Source organism: Bacteroides sp., from assembly GCF_030151085.1.
GTDB lineage: Bacteria > Bacteroidota > Bacteroidia > Bacteroidales > Bacteroidaceae > Bacteroides.
In genome coordinates this window covers 50,067-64,007 of sequence record NZ_JASLER010000040.1, presented here as the reverse complement: position 1 = coordinate 64,007, position 13,941 = coordinate 50,067, and the positions used below count along the sequence as shown (strand labels likewise).

The following is a 13,941-nucleotide window of genomic DNA, read 5'->3' as shown; positions in this document are numbered from 1 at the left end:
GAAATAAGATGAATCAATTTGAAACAGCAAACAGTGAAGACAGTAAAGCTTCTTTTGAGAGAGAAATAGTTGCATTATTGCAGGATCAGATCTTGTTTGCGGAAAGTGTATTTGTCCATTTGCCGATAGGAATTGAAATCTATGATGTAGAGGGCATCTTGCGCAGTATAAACGAGCATGCGAAGAAAATGTATGGAGTTGAGGATGTGAGTATGGTAATGGATAAGATTAATCTTTTCGATAGTCCTTATGTTGATGAAGAACTCAAGGCAAAAATACAATCCGGTGAAGACATCATACTTGAATTTGAATATGATTTCGCCCGTATAAACCAGGAATATTATAAGTCTCGTAATAATAATACGATTATCTATGAGGCTAAAGTAGTTCCTATACGAAACAAGCAGGAGAAAATTTTGGGTTATATGCTGCTTACCAACGATGTGACAGCCACGAAAGAAGCTGAATATCATACTGAGGAAAGTAAGAAAAATCTGGAAATGGCAATGAAGACTGCTAACATGTCGTCGTGGGTATATGATGTACATAAAAAGGCATTCGATACTTTATATGGAAATCCCATTACAAAGAATTGCGATACTTTAGAGAAATTGCAGAAACGAATGTTGAAGGAAGATTATGCCCAGTTGATGCAAATCTTCTCCCAACTGATAAACAATGAAGTGCAACAAGGACAGATCACTTTTCGCTTTTACGATGAATCGGCGAGTCAATGCCGATATTATGAAAGCCGGTTGCGCTTATCTTCCGAACACCGTGGGAAGCTTTTGATTATAGGCACACAACTGGATGTGACTGAAAAGATACAAATGGTGAAGAAAACGCATGATCTTATTACCAAGCGTGAATTGGCTATGAAAGTCAATGATATAGTTCACTGGGACTTTGACGTACGATCACAAAAGTTCGAGTCTTATAATGATCCTGTTAATAACTATGCTTCAGACAAACTGATATCCGTAAAAGAATATCAGGAGGTGATTCATTCGGACGATCAGTCTTTAGCTAACGATGTTTTCCAATCCATGTTATCAGGCAAAAAGTTTAATATTAACTTTACTTGTCGCATGCAAACAAAATATGATGATTCTTGGCAATATTGCAATGTTACCGGGGTTCCTTTTGAGTATACCAAAAAGGGTGAGGTTGTGCGGTTCACAGGATTCCGGCAAAACATATCTAAAATCCACCAATTGAATGAGGAGCTTAAAGAACGTAACTATAAGATGGAGCTTACATTCAAGACGGTTGGTATGTCATATTGGGATTTCGATGTGGAAAGCAAACAATTCAGGGCTTTCAATGATCCGGTGAACGATTACCATTCTGAGAAAGCAATCATGATTTCTGATTACTTGAAAGTTACTCATCCTGACGATACAGATCACTTCCTTGAGAATATGGATTGTATGCTTCAGAAGAAAAATAAAGGATTTAGCTTCCAATATCGTTCCAGAACTAAATGGGATCGAGATTGGCAAACACTGGTTATTACAGGCGTTCCGTCCGAGAAAGATAAAAGAGGAGAAGCCATTCGTTATACTGGAATATCATACAATAATACAAAATGGGAAAAGATGGCCCAAGAATTGAAGGAGTTGAAAGAGAAAGCCGAACTTTCTGACAAACTTAAATCTGCCTTTCTGGCTAATATGAGTCATGAGATACGAACTCCTTTAAACGCGATTATTGGATTTTCCGAGTTACTGGTAGAGAGCGATGATGCGGATGAAAAGGCAGAATACTGGCGCATTATTGAGTCTAATAATGAATTGTTGTTACGATTGATTAATGATATTTTGGATCTTTCTAAAATAGAATCAGGAATTCTTGAACGGCATCGGGAAACGTTTAACTTATCTCAGGTATGTAATGAACTGTATATGATGATTACTCCCAAGGTTACAAATCCTGAAGTCAGGTTCTATCAAGAGAATACTCAACCGGACTGTTGGGTGAATCTGGATAGTAACCGCTTGAAGCAAGTATGGATGAACTTCCTAACGAATGCTGTAAAGTGTACCCCGTCGGGTTATATAAAAATGGGTTATACTGTTGAGAAGGACGGTATTCGTATTTATGTGGAAGATACGGGAGTAGGTATTCCGAAGATGCTACATGACAGAGTATTCGGACGGTTTCAGAAGTTTAATGAATTTGCGCAAGGTACGGGACTTGGCTTGGCTATTTCCAAAGCAATTGTTGAGGCTGCTGGAGGAGAAATAGGGCTTTCTTCCGAAGCTGGTGTAGGATCGACTTTCTGGGCATGGATTCCTTGTGAAATAAGTAAGCAGGATTTTGTGGATAAATCTTCTCTATTATCCAAACAGCATTCCGCATTGGATAGTATTGATAGAAAGGAAATACGGGTTTTGATTGCTGAAGACAATGACAGTAACTATTCTTTAGTGCGGCACATGCTTAAAGACTATAATCTTACTCGTGTGGAGAATGGTGTAGATGCTGTAGAGAAAGTACGTTGCGAGAAATTCGATCTTGTCCTTATGGATTTAAAAATGCCTGTTATGGATGGTTTGGAGGCAACTCGGAAAATTCGGGAGTTCAATGTTGAGCTCCCTATTATTGCACTTACTGCCAATGTCTTTGATTCTGATAAGACCAGCGCTCTTGATGCAGGATGTAATGCTTTCCTAGCCAAACCTATAAAAAAGCGAAAATTACTTGAATTATTCTCTTTTAAATAATTATTTGCGTGGGTTGAACTCTATAAATGCAAGGGATAAATGTGAGTTTACCTTGTTATAAAACCTCAAAACAACGGTTTATTTTCCTTTTTTACTTTGTTAGTTTTTTTGTTTTTCAATTGCGGGCTCTACGGTTGTCAATTGGCAACTGTAGAGCCCACAGATGGAAACCGTTCGGCCCGCAATTGAGGGACGAAGTTTTGCTTCTGGCTTTTGGCTATTTTATATGGTTTGTAAAGACAAAAAGCAAGGTGCTTTTGAGCCTTTTCCTCGTAGATTCCGGGAGGAAAGTACGGGGAAAATGGCGCTAAAGAGGGGGGATGCTTTTAGTTATGGTAATGTAGGCATTACGCTTGATAGGTCGATTATCATTGTTCCTAAAATAATTTTATCTACTGTTGTTCCTGTTTCATTGTTTTTAGGCGTCATATTGCCATCTTTGCTTCCTTTTATGGCTTCTACTTGGCTTTCGGTATAGATATACTTTAAAATACGTCCATCCGGTTTGATGGTACATTCTGCATTCTTATTGAAAGTTATTTTTTGCAATTTAGGTTTGGTGTTACCGTCTGTATCTTTTTCAACTAGTTTATTATCGTAATAGAAGTAGAAAGTCTTTTCGGCATATTTAAGATCATTAACCTTGAAGGTGGGATAGGCGGTTACGGCAATGTATTCGCCAGGTAGAGATTCGCCAGTAGCCCAGTTGAGGACGGTAATGGGAGAGAGTTTTAGTTCGGCTCCTTGCAGGGTAAAACAATAACATTTGTTGCTACCTAGTTCTATTTTGCTGTCTTTTATGATGCCGATGGTCTGCTTATAGGTGATGATATTATTGCCGGTGCCGGTATCAGCTTCGGTTTTGATCTGTACTATGGGGCTTACATTGGTGGTTTGGGGAAGGATAAGCATGTACTCCATATCGTATGAGGTAGTACTGCCATTGACCGGGGTTGCTTTTACCGCATAGGGTGTATATGGAGTATTATCTACAAATACTTGTACCGATTGGATGTCGTCTTTTACTACATTCTTTATTACAAAGTCCAGCATACTGTGTTTATGCTTTACCTCAATGGTTACTTTGTGGGCTACTTCGATGGTGGCTTTGTCTCTGAATAAGACGTCTTGAGCCAATAGATCGGTACCTTTCTCCGTGCTTTGGTCGGTAGAGATACTGCTCCATTTATCTGGATAAATCAAAGCTTCTGCTTGAGGTTTCTTATAGTTAGGAAAATATTTACTGCTCACAGTCCACTTTTCGTTGTTGCAGGCTAGGTTGCTGAAACTGCCGTCAGTGTATGTATTACTGCCATTGTAAAGGGTAAAATTCATCTTCCAACTGCGCTTCTGTGGCAATGTTTTCGTAGGGTCATCATTCGTATTTACCGAGAATCCTTGTTGCGTAGCACGGGTGGTGATTCCATTGTTGCTCTCCATACCTTGCAGAACGGCTGAGATGCTTTCTATGGCAATACCTTTTTCGCTATCGGTTGTTATGGGTTCGTCCTTTTCGCTGCACCCTGCTAGTTGTAGGGTCAGTAAAGATGTGAGGACGATGGTTGCTATCTGTTTCATATTTATATTCTGTTGCTAATTGTTTTATGGTTTAGGTTTCTCAGGAACTCCGATGAATCCTTCGTCTTGTCCGAAGCCGCCGATATGAATGTTCGCTATCAGGTTGTAACCTTCGGGAGTGAGGGTGACGAGATAGTCGGTGTTGGATTTTAAAGTTACGGCTACTTCCTTACTTAACCAGATACCTCCGGTGTACTTGGTAGTAGCGTTGCCTACTTCGGCCATACCTATCATATAGCGTCCATCTACAATTTGGAAACCGTGGTCGGTGTTGCTGCTGCCTTTTATTTCTATTCCGGGAAGCAATATTAGTCGGGCAATCTCCGTATTGTCGCAATATGCCCAAAAGGCACCGGAGATGTTATCGTTTGTTTCGTCATTGGGATCATCGTATTGCAACTCCAGGATAACGGAGAGAATATTCAGTCCGTTAGCATTTTGCCCTGCCATGCGGAAGGTGAAACGACTTTGTTCGTGCTCGAAGGTGAGGGGTAAAGGTTCGCCTGTGGGCATGATATTGGCATTCTCGGTATGAGCTTTTAGGTAGTCTGCCTTTTGGTGATCTTCCAGTATTCGTTGATCCAGTATTACACCTTTTGTACGTTCATCTTCAGAGGGCCATTTAGCGGTGAGTTTTGTGATATACGTATTGTCGAGGTTGAATCTGAATCCTCCGTTGAAGACGCCTTTGTCGTCCATTGTATAATCATACGGAACATCTGTTGTGCCGCGGCTGGTAGTGACTTCAACTGATATGTTGTCTCCTTGCTTAAAGAAACTGTTGGTGGTAGCTCGCGTCATGCTTTCCTGATTGCCTATCTCGCTTACGATAGGACTCAAGGAGAGGGTGCTTTGCCCGTCTTCGTTGTCTATGGGTGAATTGTTATTTTGGCAGGCGGTACAGAGGACATTGCCCAGTGTAACAGCCAGTACGTAGTATATAATTTGTTTTTTCTTCATAACGTTGGGATGTTTGTTAGTTTAGTGGCATCAGTAGTCGGGTTTCCCAAATCAAGGAGGGATATGAATGGTTACCGTCCATATCTTTCCAGGAGTCTGTCCACTTGTAAGCAGGATATGCACCGGGGTAGTCTATGTTGTTGGAGCCGTTGACTCCACCATTAGATACCGATGTATCATTTTTAAACAGTGGCCAGTTGTTGGGTTTACCATCGGTGGTGAAGTTACTAACTCCCGGATTAGCTTCTGCTTTGAGTGTATAGCAGCCTTTTACGGTAGCAGTGCCCAATAGCTCTTTGTCTGTAGCAGGATGATAGAAACCTGTGGCAATATCTTTTGTAGTAGTGGCATCTTTCACGAATGCCTGTACTTTCTCTAAAGTACTGTAGCAGTTTTTTATACCATCGTTCTTGCCGCTATTAGCCAGTATACCGCAGAAACCAGCTACAAAGGCATTGTTGTACTTTGATTTGATCTCATCGCTTGCTGCGTTTACTAAGATTCCCTTATAAGCAGTATTATCGCTCTGCCATACGTACGAGTCTTTTATTTCGGCTTTCTGTTTCTGGTTTCCCGCTCCTCCGCACAGTCCGCCTACACGTACATTCTCTCCGGTTACGATGATTGCAGGGTCGGTTACTTTACAGCCACGTATGTAGCAGGTAGTTTGAGCAAAGTCTTTCAGCCTTTCTTGTATCAAGGCTTCCTTTACAGGACCGGATAGCTCTTTAGGCAAACCATCCTCTATCATTTTCCGCTTTTGGGCTTCGGATAGTTCGGGGTTGACAAGGCCACAAAGAGCACCTACATAGCAAGTATCTTTTAGTACAGTGTTACTGAAATCTACTGTAATGACCGGATTCACCAGTTCTATGTTCATCAATGTAGATTCACTGGTGATCTGACTGAATAAGCCGAAGGATTGCTTATCTGGGATTTTGCTGTCTATATCAGCATTGGGGGAGACGCTCATTTTTAAACCGGTGATTTGATGTCCGCCACCGTCGTAAATCCCTTTGAAAGCAGTCTTGGGCGTCCAATTGGGGATGCTGCTCACATCAATGTCGCACACTTGATAAGCCCGGTATTCGTCGAACTTCGCACCTTGCAGGCTTATAGCATCATATACCAATTTATCCGATGTAGGGATAAAGATTTCGCCTGTATTCATGTTATATCCGTAGCGGTATACAGTTTCCTCATTCAGATTGACCTGTGCAGGAACTCTGAGTATCAGTTTGTCGCTCTCGAAAAGAACTTCTCCTTTGAGCAGGAGGTTGTTATTATGCTTATGGTCAGGGTCGTGGTGCTTGTCACTTACTCCACTCTTCCACACATAGGCAGTGTAGCGGCGCGCATACTTTCCACCTGTGGGAGCACTCTGCTTATATTCATCATCGGCAGGAAAGTCTTTGATGCCATCTACCCAGTTCTCGCGGAGGTCACCTGTGGTACTATTGTAAATACCTTCATACCGATCTACGGTTGGCAATAGCTTTATCTTTCCGTCGGTAAGGTTTTTCGATTGGGGGAAGTCTTCTATTTTATCAGCTACTAGTACTACCTCCACTTTACACGTTTGTTGAGGACCAAAGCCGAGGTTTATCATGTAGGCGTTGGTAGGATTCACGTTGGTTTGAGCACGATAAGGGATGTAAAGTTGCTGCGAATAATCGCTTTCTGAGATAGGATAAGCTTTTTCATCATCCTTTACGGTGAAGTAGTTGGCTTCCTCGCTCATGGTGGCATTGTAAGGATAGAAGGCTACAATGGTCATGCGGTCGTAGATGTAAATGTTCTCTTTGCTGATGGGAACTATCTTGCCACCCTCGTATGTACACTCCAGGTTGCGGATGTAAGGCTTGCTAAGATCGGGTGTCTTTCCGTCGGAACTGTTCTTTCCGCTGTAATCGTCTTCGTAATAGATATAAAGACCAATGTTCTTATATCCCTTTTTACCTGCTTCGGTGAACATATTATCTTTATTTCCAAGTTCGGCAAGGCGGGTATTTACTGTGTTTACACTGGCGTACATAATGAGCTGTCTACCTTCTCCTTTCGGATTATCTACCAGTGTTTCGTCCGCACATCCACCCAAGCAGAGCACTGATAATAGGACACTGATTCCGATGATATATTTTATGAATTCGTTCATCATATTGTTTGGTTTAATGTTAAGGGTTCACTTTCTTTATGGGAGTAGGCCATACGGTTTTGTAGGTACCGTTACTGTTTGTTTCCCATTTAAATTCCCAATTAGAACTTGTACCAAGTCCGTTATTCAGATTGTCTTTACCCTCAGTACGCAACTTGTTTTCTATCATATTGGTAGTATTGTTGCAATAGGCAGCTTTTGATCCATCTGCGGTTCCATTGGCAAAACGACCTATTGCCATCTCTTGGCTGTTGCCTTGTACCGGTCGTGCTGTTCCTGTCAGCCAGTAGCATGTGTTGATAACAGCGTTGCTGCTTGTTTCCGACTGATAACCACAGATACCGCCAATATTGGATGTTATGCCATGATTACTGCTGCCGTGCAACATACCAGCATTGATACATGCTTTGATAGCGTCGGCACTAGTGTTCTTGTTTTCTCCGCAAATACCACCAATCTCAACTCCATTGGGTACATTGCCTGTGTTGAGGCAGGCAAGGATAGTTCCTTTGTTTTGTCCGCAGATACCTCCGGCTATTTGGCTATCGGTTGTAATTACATCGGCTTCGTTGATGCAACCTTCTATTTTTCCGTTGTTTACAGCACAAATGCTACCTGCATAAGTACCTGTTGTTGCTTCGATGGAACTGAAAGACAATTGCAGGTTTCTCAATGTTCCTTTATTCTCAGCAAACAATCCGTTTCCTTTCAGTTCCAGGTGAAGGATGGAATGTCCGTCACCGTCCAATATAGCACCTGTAGGGAAAGTGGGAGGGGTAAAGGAAAGTGGCAGATGACTGATGTCGATGTTCTTTATCAGTTTGTACTGTTTGTTTGCTGCTGCTTCTGCATCTGTCCCTGGATTGGCCATCATATTGTAGAACTGCAATGGGGTACCTACTTCGTAGTAACCATCCTTATCTTTCACCATGCCATTGGAACCCAAGCTGAGGTTGAACTTCTGAGGATCGCTTCCTGCTCCAGCAGTGTAGGTAATGGTATGATCTTGTATTAGCAGTCCATTGGCGGTATATAAATCGGCGGTCAATATACCTTTGTCCATATCAGTAGGTAACGTTAGGAACTCGGCTATACCATCCTTAACGCTGGCTATGTACTGATAACTGTTTGAACTTGGTTGGGGCGTGTAGTGAAATACCATTTTGGAAATGGCGTTTGAACCGGTGTTGTTGTAACTTCCTTGGCTGAAATCCATTTTAACTTTATATGGATCGCACCCCCAAGATCCATCACCTGTTTCGATATCCCAAGGTTTCATTGTTAGGTTAACCTCAACTACTCTCAATCGTTCAATAACGAATGTTAGCTTGTAGGCAAGTCCTGGCTTCAGCACGAGATCGTTAGTGGGAGTAGTGCTGCCTTCGGGTGTTGCTTTAGGTATAGTTATTGCTTCTAGATCTTCATCAGTTGCGGTGTAATCGTCAATCTTCAAAGAAGAAAGAAGATTTTTCCCATCTCCTGATAAAGTCTTTCCGTTGGCTACCAAATAGTGTGTACCTACAGAAAGTTCATAATTATTTATGCCATTCTCCGTAGATAAGTCTGTTGCTTGATCCGCATCTCCCGTAGCTGTGGTAATCAAATATTTTCCCTCTTTATTGATAAAATTGTTCTTAAACTGTACCTTTATATCTTTGGGCTTGGTCTCCTGTAAGTCTGTATCAGTAACATCTATAGCTACTTCCAGTTTGGTCATTACATGGCGGAAAGTCATGAGAGTGGCGTATGAATTTGTAGATCCGCCTATTCCCGAACTACCTATTGTTCCCATTCCGTTGGTTCCATTGCTAACGAGATAATCATACGCCAAAGGAGCTTCTGTGGTAGCTTTTCCCGATTTTAGTGATATTTTATTGTCCTTGATATCTAGATCTCCTGTGTGTCCATAAAGATATAGAGGTATATCAGATAAAGGATAATAGGCATTTTCGGCATTTAAATCACTTTTATCGGAACCAGCTGTAGTCTCGATAATCAAACCTACATTTGTGAAATAGTTTACATACTCGGCATTGCCGCTACCGCTAACATTTTTATTTATTCTTGAAGTAAGTTTCAGAGCCGAATTCTTATAAGCGTCTAATGAAGAATTTGCACCGGTTGCTCTAGTAGCTACTCCTGATAATTGGATAGGAGTGTTGCCCGGTGTAAGGTCAATCTCCTGAAATTGTTCGCTGGAACAAGCCACCAAAGCAAACAATCCGAGGGCTGTTCCGTATTGATATATGTATTTTTGTATTCTCATAATCTTCTGCTGTTTAATTAATGGTTACGGAACTTTCGCCTTTATAATCCCAATCGGCTAAATCACCTTTCAGAACAATGTTTTCCGTATCGCCGGTAGAGACTTCCATTACCCTTATTTTGAATGTTAGTACGGTAGTTTCTCCCATTTTGAGAGAGACCGGAGTGCTTTTATCATCTTTGAACTCATTGATCTGATAACCTTCAGTTTTGCCGTAAGTCAGAACCGCATCTTTAATCTCAAAGTCAACCTTACTGAGTTCAACTGTGTTTACTCCGTCGGTAGAAGGGAGAATATAGATTTCCTGTTCTTTGGAACTATCGTAGGGCAACTTTCCTTTGTCATTTGGTGTAACATTAAAGCTGTGCAAAATGTGGAAGTCTGCTGAGGCAGAAGTTAGTGTCCAAGCGGGAGTTGTGAAATCGAATATGACTTTGGTTGCTTTGGTTAGTACATTCAGCTTTGTTATCTTTAAATTGGCGGCATTAGCGTAATCTTTTATTTCATTTCCCTTCTTATCTATGCCTACCACTTTGATAACCAGTCTTGCCATGGCATGCTTGAATTGTGTGAGAGATACATTACCATGTGTCTTGTTCCAACAGCTGGTTGGGCTGGAATAAAGTAAATCGGGGAATTTAGCATTAGTTGTATTTACTTCAATCTGCAATTCTGTATCTTTTAATGAGTTTATATCTTTTTTCCTTTTCATGGTAGCATCAGTAGCGGGGCTGTATGCGGTGAAAGTCAGATATTCATTCGGGTTGAACGGCCAGTAGTAGATAGTAGCATCATTGATAGTGACGGGGAATGAAGTTCCATTCCATGCATTGGCTGTAGCTTCTGAATGGTTAAGTAGGAGATTATTTTCCGCCCATCCTCCGGCATTGATAGTCGTGGAGGTGGCATTGGCAGCTAAAACTGCGATCTTTCCATTATTTGGAAATAGTGGGTCAGCACTTTCTGCCTTGGTCTGCATTTGGGTTGCAGTTTCAGAATTAACAGAAGTACTAATTTCAGAGCTGAAGGTGATAGGCACAAGCTTGTCTTCCGTTTCTGGCATGGCAATTTCATTGCCACAACCAGATGCAGAAAGACCTATATATAAAAGGACTAGAAAGTACAATGATTGTCTTTTCATTTGATTCTGCTTTACAGGTTATTGAATGGTGATGTCTCCACCGATACCTTCTCCCCAATCTGCTACAGTAGTACTGAAGTTGATGCCGGTTTTATTTAGCGTGATGTTGTAGATATGATTCTTGCCGGGAGCAAAAGTGATATCAGAAGAAATCTCGGCTGAATAGTTGTATCCATTGAGTGTGATGGTAGCAATTGTTACTTTAGCTCCAGATGTTACTTCAATAGTTTGAGGCATTACCAATGCTGCGTATCTGGCTACAATTCCTTTTTTCTTTTCCTCTTCTGTTATACTCGGTTTCGAAGGCTGGAAAGAGGCAGCAGCATTACCTGTGGCAGTAGTAGTTCCAGTGGTAACGCTTACTGTTCCTCCCAGTTTGAAGTTGTTCATAGCGAAGGTGTGTCTATCCAGCTCGCCGTCTGCAAATCCCGTTCCCTTGATAATATTTACCGTTACTTGGCTGAGTACATGGGTAAAGTTGAATGTAATATTTGCATTGTTTTCACTAACTGTGGCTACAGCTGTTTGCAAGTCATTTGCCGGCACATTTGCTCCGGTACTGGTGAAGGGAAATGTTGTTGCACCATCGACTATTGGGGTAGAAGGGAATACAGCCAATACCTTCTTGTCGTTGGTATTAAAATCATCACGATACCATGGGGTGTCGAGGCTGATTACTTTCGAACCATTTATTGTTTCTACTTTGCCCTCATTACTACCGTTTACCTTAGATTCAGTGCTGATTTTATAGAAACCTATTTCATCATTGTCCTTGAAATCTGCCACATTACCATTACCGATATTAAAGAACATACCTTTGAAGTCTACTTCTGGTTTGTCTGTCCATCCCTGTACACTTGTGCTAATCTGCACATTGGCTTTTTCGAGGGTAATAATAAGTTTAGTCACTTTACCGGCCTCATACTTTAATATTTCGCTTTCCTTTTTGGCTTCGTAAACTCTATCTTTTATTGTTACTTTAACGATCGTTGTTGAAGCTTCAATATTTTGCGGTTGTAGATACGCGGCATCCGATACATAAGTATTCTCCGTATTCTTTGCCAAAGCAGGCAGTTTGATGTCCGCAATTTTATCGCCTGGAACAAACACTCCTTTCTCAATCTTGGCTCCGGTCTTATAAGAAGGTAGTGTAACGGTAGCACTTTTCAGATCATCGAGGTTATATGTATTGGACTGTAATATCACAATCACTTTAGCAACCTGATGTTTCATTTCGAAGTTCACGGCAGTGTTGCTTACACCACCATCGTTTACTACCGGAGTAGCAGTAATGTAATCGGGCAACTGATTGTTGGCAACATCTCCCGAGATAGCAGGGCGGGTGATGGAGGCATAAATGTTTCCGGTAGTTGGCATCTTTTCCCAAAGAAGTAAATTGTTGGGATCGCTGTATTCCCACTTGTTTGTACCGCTGTTGTAAGTGAAGTGTCCGCCTTGTTGAATACGGTCGGCATCAGTACCGGTGTAGAGGATAAGCTTGTCACCATTCTCCAAATCACCGCTGTTGGCGGTAAGGTTAGCTGAGCCGATACGTACATCTTTGAATTCGTGTATTTCTTCGCCCCACGGTATAATCTTGGTGCTGATTTCCACTTTGGTCTTACTAATATCGGCTATCAGCTTCTTGGCGATGCCTTTTCCGAAGTCAAAGTTTTCGTCAGTAGCTTTGATTTCGTACTTCCGTCCACTGATAGTGGCTATGGCGATTACATCACCTTTCTTTATGGTCTGTGGAGGGAAGATGGCTACACCGTCTTTGGCAATGATGTCTTTGGTTCCATCGTTGATAACGAATTCACCTTGGGCATTTACTTTGCCGGTATATTTGTAACCGGGGAAGGTTATGGTGGCTCCGGCCAGTTCGTTGGCAGAGAAAGATCCATCTGTTGATTTCACTTCTACAACGGCTTTGGAACCTGCGTGTTGAAGTTCGAGGTTGACACCGGTAAATGGAGCTACGGTAGCTTCTTTGGATAGCAGAATATCGTCCATCTGTGTGTCATTCAGCTTGGCGTCTATTACGGTAGTGCCTATAAAGTAGGCAGGATCTGCCTTGATGTTATCCCAATAGATGGGAGTGGAAGTTGTCCATTTGCCATCGGCATTGTATGTGAACTTGGCGGCAGAGCTATATGCTGCTTGGTCTTTTAAGAAGAGACACAGGGTATCACCTTCTTTCACATTTTTGCTGTCATTCAGTCCGGTTACAACACGCACTACATTGGAACTGGTTTCGGGTCCGTCCAGCCATTCTTCAATAGTGGCGCTTATCACAACAGGGGTCTTTGTCAGCTTGATGTGGAGTGTATGTTTGTAGCCGCCTTTGAAGGGAACATCGTCTTTTAGAGTGGCGGTATATACGCCTCCGTTAGCGGAAGTAACTTGGAAGGTCACTCCTGAGCCGGCTTCCCGCGGAAGGAAGATGCCTTCACCTTTGCCGTTGCGAATGAGGATAGATATATCTGCTTCACTTTTGGCATCTGCTGTAAGCTTCTCATTCATGATATCGTAGGAGCCGGTGGTTTTCAAGCCTTTTACGGAGAGTTTGCAGCCTTCCAACGAGATACTGTTGTCTTCAGTGGTGAGGTCAATCATCACTTTGGCAAGACGATGGTAGAAGTGAAGTTTTACATTGGGATCGTCTTTAGAAGTTCCTGCCAAATGCTCAGCGGTCATAAAGTCGAGGTCGGCTAGTGCGCTTTGGTCTTTAACAGAAAGGGGAGCTATCATGTCGGCAGGCAATTTGCTGCTATATGGATAATAAGCTTTAAAGGAAACATTGCTTCCGTCTACAGGAAAATACATGATTTGTGAGGAAGTGGCTGGAGTAAAGTTACTATTTCCATCAGTAGTAACGTAATTGTAATTGCTGTAAGAAGCTATCACGTCCGAATTATCCGCTTTCAGCATGCTGATGCCGATTACATCGTTTTGTCCCCAGGTATTGCCTACAGCACGGGTTAGGGCGGTACTTGCCGAGATTTGTACGGCTACTTTGTCGCCGGAAGACGTCATGTCTTCGTTGACACAAGCTGAAACGGAGGCTGTGAGCAGTACACTGCCGAGAATGAATTTGTTGATACTTGCTTTCATA

7 protein-coding genes are annotated in these 13,941 nt (G+C 42.0%); 1 reads left to right on the top strand and 6 read right to left on the bottom strand.

Annotated elements, in window-relative coordinates; all coding sequences use genetic code 11:
• Window positions 1-8 precede the first annotated feature (8 nt).
• Window positions 9-2,726: a response regulator gene (locus Q1W14_RS07535; RefSeq protein WP_300700356.1), complete on the top strand. Its 2,718-nt coding sequence runs from the start codon at window positions 9-11 to the stop codon at window positions 2,724-2,726.
• Between the two features lie 330 nt (window positions 2,727-3,056).
• Here Q1W14_RS07535 and Q1W14_RS07530 read toward each other — a convergent pair whose 3' ends face one another.
• Genes Q1W14_RS07530 through Q1W14_RS07505 form a run of 6 tightly spaced genes read right to left on the bottom strand, consistent with a single transcriptional unit; the run spans window position 3,057 to window position 13,940 of the window.
• On the bottom strand, window positions 3,057-4,304 hold the full coding sequence (locus tag Q1W14_RS07530) for a hypothetical protein (protein ID WP_300700355.1): 1,248 nt from the start codon (window positions 4,302-4,304) through the stop codon (window positions 3,057-3,059).
• A 24-nt stretch (window positions 4,305-4,328) separates the two neighbouring features.
• Complete coding sequence (locus Q1W14_RS07525) at window positions 4,329-5,264, bottom strand: fimbrillin family protein (protein ID WP_300700354.1); 936 nt, start codon at window positions 5,262-5,264, stop codon at window positions 4,329-4,331.
• Between the two features lie 16 nt (window positions 5,265-5,280).
• Entirely contained in the window at window positions 5,281-7,422 is a 2,142-nt protein-coding gene (locus Q1W14_RS07520; protein ID WP_300700353.1) for a fimbrillin family protein, read from the bottom strand.
• 16 nt (window positions 7,423-7,438) lie between these two features.
• Window positions 7,439-9,685, bottom strand: coding sequence for a hypothetical protein (locus tag Q1W14_RS07515; protein ID WP_300700351.1), 2,247 nt, complete (start codon window positions 9,683-9,685; stop codon window positions 7,439-7,441).
• Between the two features lie 13 nt (window positions 9,686-9,698).
• Window positions 9,699-10,826 carry a hypothetical protein gene (locus tag Q1W14_RS07510; RefSeq protein ID WP_300700349.1) on the bottom strand — a complete coding sequence of 376 codons (1,128 nt, stop codon included), beginning with the start codon at window positions 10,824-10,826 and terminating at the stop codon, window positions 9,699-9,701.
• A gap of 18 nt (window positions 10,827-10,844) precedes the next feature.
• A complete protein-coding gene (locus tag Q1W14_RS07505) occupies window positions 10,845-13,940 on the bottom strand; it encodes a fimbrillin family protein (RefSeq protein WP_300700348.1) in 3,096 nt (1,031 codons plus the stop codon).
• Between the last annotated feature and the right edge of the window lies 1 nt (window position 13,941).

What these genes read in the sequence shown, in the direction of transcription:
- Q1W14_RS07535 (WP_300700356.1), top strand. Translation starts at nt 9, where the DNA reads ATGAATCAATTTGAAACAGCAAACAGTGAAGACAGTAAAGCTTCTTTT.
- Q1W14_RS07530 (WP_300700355.1), bottom strand. Translation starts at nt 4,304, where the DNA reads ATGAAACAGATAGCAACCATCGTCCTCACATCTTTACTGACCCTACAA.
- Q1W14_RS07525 (WP_300700354.1), bottom strand. Translation starts at nt 5,264, where the DNA reads ATGAAGAAAAAACAAATTATATACTACGTACTGGCTGTTACACTGGGC.
- Q1W14_RS07520 (WP_300700353.1), bottom strand. Translation starts at nt 7,422, where the DNA reads ATGATGAACGAATTCATAAAATATATCATCGGAATCAGTGTCCTATTA.
- Q1W14_RS07515 (WP_300700351.1), bottom strand. Translation starts at nt 9,685, where the DNA reads ATGAGAATACAAAAATACATATATCAATACGGAACAGCCCTCGGATTG.
- Q1W14_RS07510 (WP_300700349.1), bottom strand. Translation starts at nt 10,826, where the DNA reads ATGAAAAGACAATCATTGTACTTTCTAGTCCTTTTATATATAGGTCTT.
- Q1W14_RS07505 (WP_300700348.1), bottom strand. Translation starts at nt 13,940, where the DNA reads ATGAAAGCAAGTATCAACAAATTCATTCTCGGCAGTGTACTGCTCACA.